The organism is Marinactinospora endophytica (genome assembly GCF_054780875.1).
In genome coordinates this window covers 85,944-99,556 of sequence record NZ_BAAGVM010000011.1, presented here as the reverse complement: position 1 = coordinate 99,556, position 13,613 = coordinate 85,944, and the positions used below count along the sequence as shown (strand labels likewise).

Here is a 13,613-nt window from a genome sequence, read left to right as displayed (position 1 = left end):
TCGCCCTGGCCGGCCGGGCGGGACCGGTCGCGTCTGTCGGCGGCTCGGCCCCAGGTCCGGTCTCCGCCGAGGCAGGGGCGTCGCCGCCGGTCGCGGCCGCGGCTGACATCCGTGCCGCGCCGAACGGGTTCGCTCCCCGCGCGGCGCGCCCAGCGAACACCCGCGGGGTGATACCAGGGCCCGGGGCGGGTACTCGACGACGGCGAGGGCGGGCGCCCGCGGCGGATCGTCCGCGGCGGGCGCCGAGCGCCCAGAGGGACGCCGCCCCCGCGCGGCGCGCCCGTGGCGAAGACCGTCGAGATGACGTCCGGTCGTCCGACGTGACCCTAGTGCGCGGGGCCGCCCGTCCGCACGTCGCGCGGCGTCGTCCCGGCCGAACCCCCCTCCGGAACGCCACCGCCACCGCGGGTCCGCCGCTCCAGCAGCCCTGAGGCCAACGCCAGCACCAGGCCGATCATCGCCAGTCCGGCGCCGAGCAGGTTGGGGGCGGTATAGCCGTAGCCCGCGGCGATGACCAGGCCACCCAGCCAGGCCCCCATGGCGTTGGCGAAGTTGAGGGCGGAGTGGTTGAGGGCCGCGGCCAGCGAGGGTGCGTCGGCGGCCGCGTCCATCAGCCGCATCTGTAGGGACGGCACCAGCACGCTGCCGGCGAAGCCGAGCAGGAACACCATCACCACGGCGATGGCCCCGTAAGGGGCGAGCAGGTGGAGCAGGACCAGCACCACCGCGATCCCCGCCAGCCCCGCGTACATGGTGGGCATCAGCGCGCGGTCGGCGGCCCACCCGCCGACGAGGTTGCCCACGGTCATGCCGACGCCGTAGACGGCGAGGACGAGCGTGACCACGGTCGGGGCGAACCCGGCGATCTCGGTCATCATCGGCGAGATGTAGCTGTAGGAGGCGAACATGCCACCGAAACCGACGGCGCCCACCAGGAGGGCCAGCCAGACCTGGCCCCGCCCCAGCGCCGCGAGCTCCGAGCGCACCGAGGCGTCGGCCGACGGCCGCTGCCGGGGGACGAGCCCGACCAGGGCGACGAGGGTGATCACGCCGATGGCGGTGACGATCCAGTAGGTACTGCGCCAGCCGAGGTGCTGGGCGGCCAGTGTCGCCAGGGGAACGCCGACGATGTTGGCGACGGTCAGCCCGGCGATCATCAGCGAGACCGCCTGGGCCCGCCTCGTCGCCGGGACCAGGGAGGCGGCGACGACCGCGCCGACCCCGAAGAAGGTGCCGTGGGGCAGCGCGGACAGGAAGCGCGAGACGAGCAGGAAGCCGAACCCCGGGGCGAGCGCCGAGGCGAGGTTGCCCAGGGTGAACAGCCCCATCAGCGCGATGAGCAGGTGCTTGCGGTCGACGCGGGCGCCGACCGCGGCCAGGAGCGGGGCGCCCAGCACCACTCCGAGCGCGTAGCCGGAGATGATGTAGCCGGCGGTGGGGATCGACACGCCGTAGTAGGCGGCGACATCGGGCAGGATGCCCATGGCGACGAACTCCGTCGTCCCGATCCCGAAGGCTCCGACGGCCAGGGCGAGCAGGGCTATGGGCACGAGGACTCCCGAAGGGTCGGCGGGGGGAGCCGCGCCCCGCCTCCGGGGCCTGCCGGTCCGCCGGGCCCGGGCCGCGCTCCGGGACATCCGACGCCAACGCTGGAGCCCCGGGGTTTTCATTCCCTTTCCGGCGATTCGGTGCTGTGAGACGCCTCTCGCTCGATCGGTTCCCTCGCGTGAGGACGACGGGTGCCGCGCCGGGAGCCTCGGCCCCGGCACGGCACCCGTGTGTCGCGTTACTCGGAGTCGCCCTCCGGCTTGCGCAGCCCCGAGGAGATCAGGTCCATCACCGAGGAGTCCGCCAGCGTGGTGACGTCGCCGACCTCGCGGTTCTCCGCGACGTCGCGCAGCAGGCGGCGCATGATCTTGCCCGACCGGGTCTTGGGCAGCTCGGGCACGATCATGATCTGGCGCGGCTTGGCGATCGGGCCGATCTCCTTGGCCACGTGGTTGCGCAGCTCGGCGATCGCCTCCTCGCCGGACGCCTCGTCGGTGGCGCTGCCGCGCAGGATCACGAACGCCACGATGCCCTGGCCGGTCGTGGGGTCGGAGGCGCCCACGACCGCGGCCTCGGCCACCGTCGGGTGCGACACCAGCGCCGACTCCACCTCGGTGGTGGAGATGCGGTGGCCGGAGACGTTCATGACGTCGTCCACCCGGCCCAGCAGCCAGATGTCGCCGTCGTCGTCGTACTTGGCGCCGTCACCGGCGAAGTAGAAGCCCTGGTCGGCAAAGCGCGACCAGTAGGTGTCGCGGAAGCGGTCGTCGTCGCCCCACACGCCGCGCAGCATCGACGGCCACGGCTTGTCCAACACCAGGTAGCCGCCCGAACCGTGGGGGACCTCGGCACCGGAGTCGTTGACGACCTTGGCGCTGATGCCGGGCAGGGCCCGCTGCGCCGAGCCCGGCTTGGCCGCGGTGACGCCGGGCAGCGGCGAGATCATGATCGCGCCGGTCTCGGTCTGCCACCAGGTGTCCACGATCGGCGTGGAGCCCGCGCCGATGTTCTCGCGGTACCACAGCCACGCCTCGGGGTTGATCGGCTCGCCCACGCTGCCCAGCACGCGCAGCGAGGACAGGTCGTAGCGCGCCGGGATGTCGGCGCCCCACTTCATGAAGGTGCGGATGAGGGTGGGCGCGGTGTAGTAGATCGAGACCTTGTACTTCTGGATGATCTCCCAGTGCCGGCCCTCGTGCGGGGTGTTGGGCGTGCCCTCGTAGACGACCTGGGTGACGCGGTTGGCCAGCGGGCCGTAGACGATGTAGCTGTGCCCGGTGACCCAGCCGATGTCGGCGGTGCACCAGTAGACGTCCTCGCCGGGCCGGTGGTCGAAGACCACGCGGTGGGTGTAGGCGGCCTGGGTGAGGTAGCCGCCCGAGGTGTGCAGGATGCCCTTGGGCCGGCCGGTGGTGCCGGAGGTGTAGAGGATGTAGAGCGGGTGCTCGGAGTCGAAGGCCTCGGGCTTGTGCTCGTCGGACTGGGAGTCGACCAGCTCGTGCCACCACAGGTCGCGTCCCTCGGTCCAGTCGACCTCGGCACCGGTGCGGCGCACCACGACGACCTTCTCGACGCTGGCCGCGTCCTTCAGGGCCTCGTCGACGTTGGCCTTCATCGGCGCGGCCTTACCGCGGCGGTACTGGCCGTCGGAGGTGATGACGACCTTGGCCTGGGCGTCGTCGACCCGGGAGCGCAGCGCGGCGGGTGAGAAGCCGCCGAACACGACGCTGTGGGTCAGGCCCAGCCGCGCGCAGGCGAGCATGGCCACGATCGCCTCGGGGATCATGGGGAGCTGGATGGCCACCCGGTCGCCGGCCACCAGGCCGAGGGAGGACAGCGCGTTGGCGGCCTTGCTGACCTCGGCCTTCAACTCGGCGTAGGTGATGTCGCGGCTGTCGCCCGGCTCGCCGACCCAGTGGATGGCGACCTGGTCGCCGTGGCCGTCGTCGACGTGGCGGTCGACGCAGTTGTAGGCGACGTTGAGCCGGCCTCCCACGAACCACTTGGCGAACGGCGCGTTCGACCAGTCGAGGACCTGGCTCCACTTGGTCTCCCAGTGCAGCCGCTCGGCCTGTTCGGCCCAGAACGCCTCGCGGTCGGCGTCGGCCTGGTCGTACAGGTCCGCGCCGGCCACCGCACGCGCCGCGAACTCCTTGTCCGGCGGAAAGACCTCGCCTCCGCCCATCAGGTTCGACAGCACCTCGTTGCCCATGTCAACTCCCTGCCTGTGTGACGCGCGATACCTTGGCTGCCCACCGTAGGCCCAAACAGACGTGTCGGGCACGTCCGCATCGCCCACCGGCACCTTCGAAGCGCCGGAAGGCAGGACAAACGGGATGAACGGCCAATGAGCGTCTCCCCGAACGGTCTCCGGCACTCTAGTATTTACCTCCGCCCCTCATCCACGTTGGACCGCCCATGCAGTCGCCCGCCGGCCGTCTCTTCCGCCGGTCTCCCGATCGGGACCGCCGACACGGTTCGGGCGGGGATCCGATGGACACGCTCGGTGACGCCCGCGCCATCGTGCGCGACCTCAAGGAGGGGATCTCCGGTCCGGGAGCCCGCTCGGCGGCGCGCCGGCTGCGCCGGTTGCTCGGCGCGTCCGGCCTGGGGCTGGCCGACCTGACCGGAGCGTTGCTGTGGTCGGGCCGCTCACGGCCGGAGGGCGTCGGGGAGCTGGTGGAGCGCGTTCTACAGACCGAGGCCCCCGCGCAGGCGTCGGCGTCCAGCGCCGTTCCCCTGCACGCCGGCGACGAACTGGCCGGTGTCCTGGTGGTCGTGGACGCCCCCGGCCGGGGCGCGCTGGACGAGGCGGCGGCCTGGGTCGCCGACGCGCTGGAACGCGGACGTCTGGAGGCGTCGGCCGAGCGCGCCGCGCAGGCGGAGCTGCGCGCGTTACGGGCGGAGATCTCCCCGCACTTCGTCTACAACGCGCTGACCGTGATCGCGTCGCTGGTGCGCTCCGAGCCCGACCGGGCCCGCGAGCTGATGCTCGACTTCGCCGATTACACCCGTTACAGCCTGGCCCGGCGCGGCGACTACACGACCGTCTCCGACGAGTTCCACGCGATCGAGACCTACCTGGCCCTGCAACGCGCGGTGCTGGGCGAACGGCTGCGCGTGCAGGTGCGGGTCGCCCCCGAGGTGCTCGGCGTGGCAGTCCCCTACCTGGTCGTGCAGCCGCTGGTGGAGAACGCCATCCGGCACGGGATCGAGCCGCGTTCGGGCGCCGGACTGGTCCAGGTCTCCGGCGAGGCCCAGGGCAACGACTGCGTGATCACCGTCGAGGACGACGGGGTGGGGATGGATCCGGGACTGGCGCGCGACCTGTTGTCCGGCCGGGGCCGCACCGACAGCGTCGGCCTGTCCAACGTCGATCGCCGGCTACGCCACGTCTACGGCCCCTGGTACGGCCTGGTGGTGGAGACGGCCGTGAACGCCGGGACCCGGGTGGTCGTCCGGGTCCCCCTATTCCAGCCGGGAGTGATGCCGTCGTGACCGCGATGCCCGCAGGACTGCGCGTCCTGGCCGTGGACGACGTACCGCTGGCCCTGGAGGAACTGTGCCGCCTGCTGGAGGAGGCGCCCGAGGTCGCTGAGGTCGTGGCGGCCGGGGATCCCATCTCCGCGTTGCGCTCCATCCAGGCCGACCGGTTCGACGCGGTCTTCCTCGACATCTCCATGCCCGGTCTCGACGGGATCGAGCTGGCCTCCCTGCTCGCCAAGCTAAGCGAGCCGCCGGTCATCGTGTTCGTGACCGCGCACGAGGGCCACGCGGTCACCGCCTACGGCATCGGCGCCATCGACTACCTGCTCAAACCGGTGCGCGCCGACCGGCTGTCCACGGCGTTGGCGAAGGTGGTGCGCATGGCCGCGGCGGGCGGGCCGCCCACCGCCCCCTCCCCACTGCCCGACGCGCTGGCCGCGCTTCCGGTGGAGACCGCGGGGCGCACCCGCTACGTGCGCCGCGACGACGTCCAGTTCGTCGAGGCCAACGGCGACTACGTCCGACTGCACACCCCCGCCGGGACGCACATGGTGCGCATGCCGATCTCCCGGCTGGAGGAGTACTGGGCCGGCCACGGATTCACCCGGGTCCACCGCGGCTACCTGGTGGCGCTGTCGGCCATCCGCGAACTGCGCAGCGACACGGTGGGCGGTCTGCTGGCCCACACCGACCTCGGTGACGTCCCGGTGAGCCGACGCCACTCTCGCGAGCTGCGCGAACGACTCCTCCAGGCGGCACGGCGCGGCGAGCTCGGCCCCACCGGGGCCGGCTGATGCAACGCGCCCGCAGAATCGCGGTGACCAGCCCACAGACCCGACTCGCCCACGCGCGGGGCCGGGTGCGGGGGCGCTGGCGGATGCCGCGACTGGAGCCGAAGGACGCCGAACGCGCCGCCGCGCTGCACCGCGCCCAGCGCGTCCAAGGGCTGGTGGCGCTGGCGCTGACCTCGGCGCTGCTGTTCGGGTTGCCGCTGGCCTTCGCCCTGTGGCCGGAGCTCGACCGGGTGCGCCTGCTGGGGATCCCGCTGTCGTGGCTGCTGCTGGCGGCGGCGCCCTACCCGGCGATGGCGCTGCTGGCCGCCTGGCAGCTGCGCCGGGCCGAGCGCCTGGAGCGGCGCTGATGGTGGCGCTGCTGGCGCTGGGCGCGCTGGCCGCGGCCACGGTGCTGGTCGGCCTGCTCGGGGTCACGGCGATGCGCACCACCTCCGACTTCCTGGTGGCCTCCCGGCGGGTGTCGCCGCTGCTGAACTCCGCCGCGGTGTCGGGCGAGTACCTGTCGGCGGCGTCGTTCCTGGGCGTGGCCGGGCTGGTGGTCAAGGACGGGGTGGGGGCGCTGTGGTACCCGGTGGGGTTCACCGCCGGCTACATCGCGATGCTCATCCTCGTCGCGGCGCCGATGCGCCGCTCGGGCGCGCTGACCGTGCCCGACTTCGCCGAGGCGCGGCTGGCCTCCCCCGCGTTGCGGCGGCTCACCGCGATGGTGGTGCTGGTGATCGGCGTGCTCTACCTGGTCCCGCAGTTCCGCACCGCCGGACTGGTGCTCGGCGCGGTCAGCTCCACGCCCTACTGGGTGGGGGTGGTGATCGCCGGCGGGGTGGTCAGCGCGACGCTGGCGCTGGGCGGGATGCGCGCCGCGACCTACGTGCAGGCGTTCCAGTTCTGCCTGAAGCTGGTCCTGTTCATCGTGCCGGCGGTGTGGCTGGTGGTCCAGGTCGGCCCCGACGTGCGCCACGAGGCCGTGCACCCGGTGGAGTTCACCCACTTCGCCCGCGACACCCCGGTGTCGTTCCAGGTGGACGTGGTGCTGGAGGTGGCCGAGCCGACCCCGGTGTCCTCCCCCGCGGGGGGAACGCGGGTGCTGGGGCCCGGCGAGCACGCCGTCGCGGCCGGCACCACCCTGCTCTTCGCCGAAGGGGCGCCGGTGCCGGGGGTCGGCGGGAACTCCCCTCCGGGCGACGGCGACTGGCGGCGTCCCCTGCTGGACCTGGGCGACTCCGGCCACCCGTTGCTCGCCACGTGGTCGGTGGTGTTCGCCATCGCGTTGGGCACGATGGGGCTGCCGCACGTGCTCATGCGGTTCCACACCAGCCCCGACGGCCGCGCCGCCCGCCGGACCGCGGCGATCACCGTGGCACTGCTGGGGGTGTTCTACCTGTTCCCGGGCGTCTACGGACTGCTGGGCCGGGTGCTGGTGCCCGAGCTGTACCTGTCCGGCGCGACCGACACGGTGGTGGTGGCCCTCCCGGCCCAGGTCGACACGGGCTGGTCCGGAACCCTGGTCACCGCGTTGCTGAGCACGGGCGCCTTCGCCGCGTTCCTCGCCACGTCGCTGGGGCTGTTGCTGGCGATCGCCGGCGCGATCGCGCACGACCTGCTGCCCGGCGGCGGGCTGCGTCGGCTGCGGGTCGGCGTGGGGGCGTCGGCCGCCCTGATGGTGCTGCTGGCCCTGCCCGCCGCGCATCTGGACGCGGGTCTCCTGGTCACCTGGGGGTTCACCGTGGCCGCGTCCACCTTCTGCCCGCTGCTGGTATTGGGGATCTGGTGGCCGCGGCTGACCGCGGCGGGCGCGATGGCCGGGGTGCTCACCGGGCTGGTGGCCTCCTCGGGAGCGATCGCCGCCGCGCTGTTCGGCCCCCCGCTGGAGGGGTGGCCGGGGGTGCTCGTCACCCAGCCGGCCCCGTGGTCGGTGCCGTTGGCGTTCGCCGTGATGGTCGTGGTCTCGCTGCGCGGCCGGCCCGCACCGTGGGCTGTCACCGCGATGCTGCGGCTGCACCTGGACGAGGAACAGGACCGGCCGGACCGTTCGGCGTGACCCCGCCCCCGCTCGTCCACCGTTCGTCGCTGCAGCCGTCGTTCGAGCCAACGAAGGTGACGTAGACCACCCTCTGCTCTTTAATGTGTCGCGCAACACATTCCGACAGAGCTACGCCGTGGAGGCTTGTGGTGACCGATACCGAGCACGACCACGCCGACGGGCTGCCACCCGACGGCACATGGGAGAGGGTTCAGGCCAGTCCTGAGTTCGTGGAGCTGCGTAGACGCCTGCGCGTCTTCGTGTTCCCCATGACCGCGTTCTTCCTCGGCTGGTACCTGCTCTACGTCTTGCTGGCCGACTACGCGCACGGGTTCATGGCGATCAAGCTGGTCGGCAACATCAACGTCGGCCTGGTCTTCGGGTTGTTGCAGTTCGTGTCGACCTTCGTGATCACCGGGCTGTACGTGCGCTACGCCAACCGCCGCCTGGACCCGATCGCCGACAAGATCCGCGGCGAGATCGAGGAGGCCGGGCGATGAGCGCGACGACCCTTCTGGCCGCCCAGTCCCAGGAACTGGGCATCAACCCGGTCCTGAACTTCACGATCTTCGGCGCGTTCGTCCTGGTCACGTTGATCATCGTGTTCCGCGCCAGCCGCAACACCAAGACGGCCTCCGACTACTACGCGGCGGGCCGGGCGTTCAGCGGACCGCAGAACGGGGTCGCGATCGCCGGCGACTACCTGTCGGCCGCGTCCTTCCTCGGCATCTGCGGCGCGATCGCGCTCAACGGCTACGACGGCTTCCTCTACTCCATCGGGTTCCTGGTGGCCTGGCTGGTGGCCCTGCTGCTCGTCGCCGAGCTGCTGCGCAACACCGGCAAGTACACGATGGGCGACGTGCTGGCCTTCCGGATGCGCCAGCGTCCGGTGCGCGCGGCGGCGGCCATCTCCACGCTGGCGGTGTCGTTCTTCTACCTGCTGGCGCAGATGGCCGGCGCGGGCGGCCTGGTCAACCTGCTGCTGGGCATCCAGAGTTCGGCCGGACAGGCCGCCGTGATCGCGGCCGTGGGCGCCGTCATGATCATCTACGTGCTCATCGGCGGCATGAAGGGCACCACCTGGGTGCAGATCATCAAGGCCGTGCTGCTGATCGCGGGCGCGTTCGCGATGACGGTGTGGGTGCTGGGCCTGTACGGGTTCAACCTGTCGGCGCTGCTGGGCGACGCCGTCGCCATGCAGGGCGGCAAGGGCGAGGCCCTGCTCTCCCCGGGCGCCCAGTACGGCGTCAACGAGATCTCCAAGCTGAACTTCCTGTCGCTGGGCATCGCGCTGGTGCTGGGCACCGCGGGCCTGCCGCACGTGCTCATGCGTTTCTACACCGTGCCCACCGCCAAGGAGGCGCGCCGCTCGGTGGTCTGGGCGATCGCGCTGATCGGCGTGTTCTACCTGTTCACCCTGGTGCTGGGCTACGGCGCGGGCGCCCTGGTGGGGCCGGAGGCGATCAACGCCGCCCCCGGCGGCGCGAACTCGGCCGCCCCGCTGCTGGCCCAGGCGCTCGGCGGGCCGGTGCTGCTCGGGTTCATCGCCGCGGTCGCCTTCGCGACGATCCTGGCGGTGGTGGCCGGTCTGACGATCACGGCCTCGGCGTCCTTCGCCCACGACGTCTACGTCAACGTCATCAAGAAGGGCAAGATCGAGGACAAGAACAGCGAGGTTCGGGTGGCCCGGATCACCGCCCTGGTGATCGGCGCCGTCTCGATCGTCGGCGGCATCCTCGCCAAGGACCAGAACGTCGCGTTCCTCGTGGCGCTGGCCTTCGCGGTGGCGGCCTCGGCGAACCTGCCGACCATCCTGTACTCGCTGTTTTGGAAGCGGTTCAACACCCAGGGCGCGCTGTGGAGCATCTACGGCGGTCTGATCGTGACGATCACCCTCATCGTCTTCTCCCCCGCCGTCTCCGGCAGTGAGAAGGCGATGATCAAGGGGGTGGACTTCCACTGGTTCCCGCTGGAGAACCCGGGCCTGGTCTCGATCCCGCTGTCGTTCTTCCTCGGTTGGCTGGGCACGGTGCTGTCCAAGGAGCGTGACGACGCCAAGCAGGCGGAGATGGAGGTCCGTTCGCTGACCGGCGCGGGCGCTGAGAAGGCCACCTCGCACTGATCCGTCCCGTTTCCGGTTCCTTCCCCACGCCCGTCCCCGGCGCGCCCGTCGCGCCGGGGACGCGGCGTCTTCGGGGCGCGGCGAAAGGCCCGGTCAGGCCCAGGCGTCCCAGCCGAGTTTGACCGCCAGGCCCAGGCCGGCGATACCGATCGCGATCCGCAGCGGTCCTGCGGGCAGCCTGCGGACCACCGCGGGACCGATCCGCCCGCCGATGAGGAAGCCGACCGCGAGCGGGGCCGCGGCGGCCCATTGGACCGGACCGAACAGGGCGAAGGCGACCGCGGCGACCGCGTTGGGGGCGAGCAGGACGACGTTCTTCAGCGCGTTGAGGCGGGCCAGCGCGTCGTTGAACAGCGCCAGGAACAGGGCGAGCAGCAGCACCCCGGCCGCGGCCCCGAAGTAGCCGCCGTAGATGCCGATGGCGAACACCGCCAGCGCCACGACCACCCCCCGCTCGTTCAGCCGGCCGCGCTCGGGCACCCGGGGGCGCAGCAGCACGGCCAGCGCGGCGCCGCCGACGAGGAAGGGGACCACGCGGGCGAAGGCGTCGGGGGAGCTGACCAGCACCAGCGCGCCGCCGAGGGCGCCGCCCAGCCCGGCCAGCAGCGCGTAGCGGCGCACGCGATGGCTCTGACCGGTGAGCTCGGGGAGCGATCCGGCGGCCGAGCCGACTCCGCTGAAGACGAGGGCGACGGTGTTGGTGACGTTGGCGGCGACCGGCGGAAGTCCCACGGCGAGCAGGGCGGGGTAGGAGACCAGCGACGCCAGGCCCGCGGTCGATCCGACAAGACCGGCGAGGACGCCGGCGCCCAGCAGCGCTATCACGGTTAACACGAGTGGCCACCTTACGCCCCTCACGTCCGCTTTCTCGGCTCCGGCCGCCCGTTGTGCCGGGAATCACCGGCTTGCGCCGTCCGTGTTTGCTATCCGCTGTGCGCCTTGTCCCTGTCCGCGCCGCCGTCCCGGGGCACCGCCTCGAGGTGCGGTCCGCAGACCCGAGTGGAGCCGGTCGGGTTGGTCGGGACCGCCCGCCGTTTCCCCCGCGTAGGGTCGTCCGACCGCGAAGCCCGGTGGAGGCGGTGCGCGTCCGCACCGAGCCGCGCGAGAACGGCGGGACCCGGTTCCGCCTCCCCTTGCCACAGGGGCGTCTCCCCACTCAGGGCAGAAGGGGGCGTCCCTCCCGGGCGGCCTGGATGTGCTCGGGCCTGAGCGCGTCCTCGCCGTGCTCGGCGACGAACGCCTGGACCCGGCCGAGGGGCGAGTCGGGGGGAGGCGGCTCCTCGCTCAGCGTGCCGCCGAGGATCATCGCGGCGAAGCGCGCGCCGACCTCTTGCGGGTCGTCCAGGTTCATGGGGACACGATAGGGGGTGGATCCGGCGGAGCGACGGACGGCCCCGGGCGACCGGTCGAGCCGGGGACATCCCGGCGGGAGCGGCAGGGCACGCCCGCGCGGGTACGGCGGCTCCGCGGAGCGTCCCGGCCGGCGTCTCCCCCGCGGTTCGCGGTCGATGGTCTCGGCCGGGAAGCCGGCCAGACCGGTTTCGAGGGGGTGCGCGGTCCCGTTGGGCCGTTGGGAGCCGGCTCCCACGGTGACGTCCGTGGCCCCGACCGCCCTGGCGGGCGGGGTGCGCCGGCGGCTTCCCGCCTCGAAGCGGCCGCCTCGGCGCGCAAAGTCCCGCGCCGAGCGTTCGAGCTCTTTTCTGGACGAGAGCGCGGTCCGGTGTCCCGACCCGGCCACTGCTGTTGGCCTTCGGCCGAGTCAGGGCCGGGTAAAGAGCAAGCCACCGTCACACCGCAGAGGGCCGCTATGCCGTTGGTGCTGCTGATCGTGGCCGGATGCGCCCTCGCGTGCACCTGGCTGCTGTGGATCCTGGTCGACTTCTACCACAAGATGATTAGTTCCTCCGAGGAGAAGCGCCTCAAGAAACGCAACGACGTACTCACGCACGTGGCGGCGCCGGCCGCCAGCGGCGGCGCGTGCATGACCCTGCTCGTGCTCGCGCTCGCGCCGCCGGAGAGCACCGGCGCGAAGGTCCTCCTGGCGCTACTGGCCGTGGAGACGCTCGTCTGCGCCGCGTGTGTCTGGGCGGCCGGTTACCTGGACCAGGCCCGCCACTGGAGTCGCATCCGCGAGGTCCTGACGGCCGCGTTGGGGGCTGCCATCGGGTCCGTGTTCCTGGCCCTGGTCGGGGCCATCACTCATCCAGACGCTCAGGGGGTGGTCGGCGACGTGGTCGGCGACATAGTTGACACGTTCAGCGCGATTTTCGAGGGTCTGCCGACCCTGGTGGTCATAGTCGTGACGATCGTCGTGTCGCTCGGGTTCATGATCCTCATGAGCTGGGAGGACCCGAACACTCCTCGGCGCCCTCAGGGAATGAGCAAGCAGGTATGGAACCGGCAGCAGCGGGAGTGGCGTGAGTACCGGCGCAAGCACGGCATCGACCGCAGCGGCGGCGCGGGATACAGCGGTGACGGGGGCGATGGGGGCGACGGAGGTGGCGGTGGGGACTGACCATCCGCCGGGCCTGGCTGCCGGCGGAGGACACCCTGATCATGTCCGGCACAACGTCGGTCGATCACCTCGAGCAGAACGTCACCACCGCAGCGGTCCAGTTGGACGATCAGGCCATGGCGGACCTCGACAAGGTCGACCCCGCCGCCGGAATCCGCGGATTCCGCAACCGGTTTCGACGCCCCTGAGCGCACCATCGGCACGGCGCTTTGCGCGCGGGAGGCCGCGACATTCGATCGCCCTGACCTGACCGGGGTGGCCCGACCGGACAGACCCGATCTCGTCGCCACCGATCAGTGCGTCGAGCCCGACCAGGTGGTACCGGGTCACCGAGCCCGATGCTGGATTCGACCGGTGGTGCCGGCGTCGCGGTTGCCGCCAGATACGGTCACGGTCCCGTCTCCGCTCACCGTGGTCCGTCTGGCCGACACGGCGTGCCCGACCGCCGCCGTCACCGCGCGCAATCGGCGTTCGACCACCGAGGCCGCAAGAACGTCCCTTCCTCCACGGCGAGCGGCCGGGACGACTCCGCCGTCCTGTTCGACACCGACGTCCACGTCGAGATCAAAGCACTGGGCTTCTGTCAGCGGATGATCGCTGCCCGCCATGAGACCGACCGGGGCCGCCGCGAACAGATGGGCGGGCTCGTCGAAGCGGTCGGCCGGAGCGCGCCGAAAGCACTCGCCCGGACCATCACGCCCGGCCGCACCCCGCGATGAAGCGCGCGGCCGACGTGCCGGCCCGACTTCGACCGCCCCGCCGGCCCCAATGAGCCGACCGAGGCGATCAACGGACAGCTCGGGCACCTCCGCGCTCGGCTTCCGCGACTTGACCGCGCACATCGCCAAAAGCCCGCTCAAGGCGGTGGCTTCGGTCCTCGACCAACCCCCTCGATCGCGAAGAACCCGCGTGACCACCGGAAAGGAGCTGCCGGAAGGCGCACAGCCCTGCGGTTTCCCACCCGGCCACGAAGGCGCGCGCCGGGACCGAACCGTACTCGCCATCGAGGTCCCGCTCCTCGGAGGGCACCATGCGCGTCAGCGGCCCCGAGCCTCTCCCCGCGCACCGGCTGGACGGCTCCCGTCCCACCCGCCCTGGGAAACGGGCGGGACGGGAGCGGGACCCGAC

The 13,613-nt window shown here is 72.0% G+C and carries 13 protein-coding genes; 9 read left to right on the top strand and 4 right to left on the bottom strand.

The genetic code is table 11. The annotated features are described in order from the left end of the window. Nucleotides 1-326: 326 nt before the first annotated feature. A complete protein-coding gene (locus tag ACYVHU_RS19820; protein WP_498949211.1) occupies nt 327-1,550 on the bottom strand; it encodes an MFS transporter in 1,224 nt (407 codons plus the stop codon). 236 nt (nt 1,551-1,786) lie between these two features. Then, nucleotides 1,787-3,760: an acetate--CoA ligase gene (acs, locus tag ACYVHU_RS19815; protein WP_498949210.1), complete on the bottom strand. Its 1,974-nt coding sequence runs from the start codon at nt 3,758-3,760 to the stop codon at nt 1,787-1,789. A gap of 281 nt (nt 3,761-4,041) precedes the next feature. Here acs and ACYVHU_RS19810 point away from each other — a divergent pair, with 281 nt between their 5' ends. The 6 genes from ACYVHU_RS19810 (at nt 4,042) to ACYVHU_RS19785 (ending at nt 9,970) form a co-directional block, all read left to right on the top strand. Continuing rightward, a complete protein-coding gene (locus ACYVHU_RS19810; RefSeq protein WP_200813465.1) occupies nt 4,042-5,046 on the top strand; it encodes a sensor histidine kinase in 1,005 nt (334 codons plus the stop codon). A gap of 5 nt (nt 5,047-5,051) precedes the next feature. Next, nucleotides 5,052-5,828 carry a LytR/AlgR family response regulator transcription factor gene (locus ACYVHU_RS19805; protein ID WP_078759999.1) on the top strand — a complete coding sequence of 259 codons (777 nt, stop codon included), beginning with the start codon at nt 5,052-5,054 and terminating at the stop codon, nt 5,826-5,828. A gap of 23 nt (nt 5,829-5,851) precedes the next feature. Then, nucleotides 5,852-6,175, top strand: a complete 324-nt coding sequence (locus ACYVHU_RS19800) for a hypothetical protein (RefSeq protein ID WP_235000593.1) — start codon at nt 5,852-5,854, stop codon at nt 6,173-6,175. Then, the gene (locus ACYVHU_RS19795; protein ID WP_432941151.1) at nt 6,175-7,866 is read left to right on the top strand and encodes a sodium/solute symporter; all 1,692 of its coding nucleotides are present in this window, start codon (nt 6,175-6,177) and stop codon (nt 7,864-7,866) included. The genes ACYVHU_RS19800 and ACYVHU_RS19795 overlap by 1 nt, the downstream gene beginning before the upstream one ends. A gap of 131 nt (nt 7,867-7,997) precedes the next feature. Beyond that, nucleotides 7,998-8,348 carry a DUF485 domain-containing protein gene (locus ACYVHU_RS19790; protein WP_235000594.1) on the top strand — a complete coding sequence of 117 codons (351 nt, stop codon included), beginning with the start codon at nt 7,998-8,000 and terminating at the stop codon, nt 8,346-8,348. Next, on the top strand, nt 8,345-9,970 hold the full coding sequence (locus tag ACYVHU_RS19785) for a monocarboxylic acid transporter (RefSeq protein ID WP_078759574.1): 1,626 nt from the start codon (nt 8,345-8,347) through the stop codon (nt 9,968-9,970). The genes ACYVHU_RS19790 and ACYVHU_RS19785 overlap by 4 nt, the downstream gene beginning before the upstream one ends. A 93-nt stretch (nt 9,971-10,063) precedes the next feature. Here ACYVHU_RS19785 and ACYVHU_RS19780 read toward each other — a convergent pair whose 3' ends face one another. Both ACYVHU_RS19780 and ACYVHU_RS19775 read right to left on the bottom strand, forming a co-directional pair. Continuing rightward, complete coding sequence (locus ACYVHU_RS19780) at nt 10,064-10,804, bottom strand: sulfite exporter TauE/SafE family protein (protein ID WP_432941157.1); 741 nt, start codon at nt 10,802-10,804, stop codon at nt 10,064-10,066. Between the two features lie 322 nt (nt 10,805-11,126). After that, the gene (locus tag ACYVHU_RS19775; RefSeq protein WP_078760000.1) at nt 11,127-11,321 is read right to left on the bottom strand and encodes a hypothetical protein; all 195 of its coding nucleotides are present in this window, start codon (nt 11,319-11,321) and stop codon (nt 11,127-11,129) included. A gap of 456 nt (nt 11,322-11,777) precedes the next feature. Between ACYVHU_RS19775 and ACYVHU_RS19770 the strand changes: the two genes are divergently transcribed. The 3 genes from ACYVHU_RS19770 (at nt 11,778) to ACYVHU_RS19760 (ending at nt 13,204) form a co-directional block, all read left to right on the top strand. Next, nucleotides 11,778-12,485: a hypothetical protein gene (locus ACYVHU_RS19770; protein WP_078759576.1), complete on the top strand. Its 708-nt coding sequence runs from the start codon at nt 11,778-11,780 to the stop codon at nt 12,483-12,485. A 41-nt stretch (nt 12,486-12,526) separates the two neighbouring features. Next, nucleotides 12,527-12,673 (top strand): hypothetical protein, encoded by a 147-nt coding sequence (locus ACYVHU_RS19765; RefSeq protein ID WP_159457181.1) that lies wholly within the window; start codon nt 12,527-12,529, stop codon nt 12,671-12,673. Between the two features lie 246 nt (nt 12,674-12,919). Then, nucleotides 12,920-13,204, top strand: a complete 285-nt coding sequence (locus tag ACYVHU_RS19760) for a hypothetical protein (RefSeq protein WP_498949208.1) — start codon at nt 12,920-12,922, stop codon at nt 13,202-13,204. Nucleotides 13,205-13,613: the final 409 nt, after the last annotated feature.

Coding starts and splice junctions, on each gene's coding strand:
- ACYVHU_RS19765 (WP_159457181.1), top strand. CDS start 12,527: ATGTCCGGCACAACGTCGGTCGATCACCTCGAGCAGAACGTCACCACC.
- ACYVHU_RS19805 (WP_078759999.1), top strand. CDS start 5,052: ATGCCCGCAGGACTGCGCGTCCTGGCCGTGGACGACGTACCGCTGGCC.
- ACYVHU_RS19770 (WP_078759576.1), top strand. CDS start 11,778: ATGCCGTTGGTGCTGCTGATCGTGGCCGGATGCGCCCTCGCGTGCACC.
- acs (WP_498949210.1), bottom strand. CDS start 3,760: ATGGGCAACGAGGTGCTGTCGAACCTGATGGGCGGAGGCGAGGTCTTT.
- ACYVHU_RS19785 (WP_078759574.1), top strand. CDS start 8,345: ATGAGCGCGACGACCCTTCTGGCCGCCCAGTCCCAGGAACTGGGCATC.
- ACYVHU_RS19775 (WP_078760000.1), bottom strand. CDS start 11,321: ATGAACCTGGACGACCCGCAAGAGGTCGGCGCGCGCTTCGCCGCGATG.
- ACYVHU_RS19810 (WP_200813465.1), top strand. CDS start 4,042: ATGGACACGCTCGGTGACGCCCGCGCCATCGTGCGCGACCTCAAGGAG.
- ACYVHU_RS19795 (WP_432941151.1), top strand. CDS start 6,175: ATGGTGGCGCTGCTGGCGCTGGGCGCGCTGGCCGCGGCCACGGTGCTG.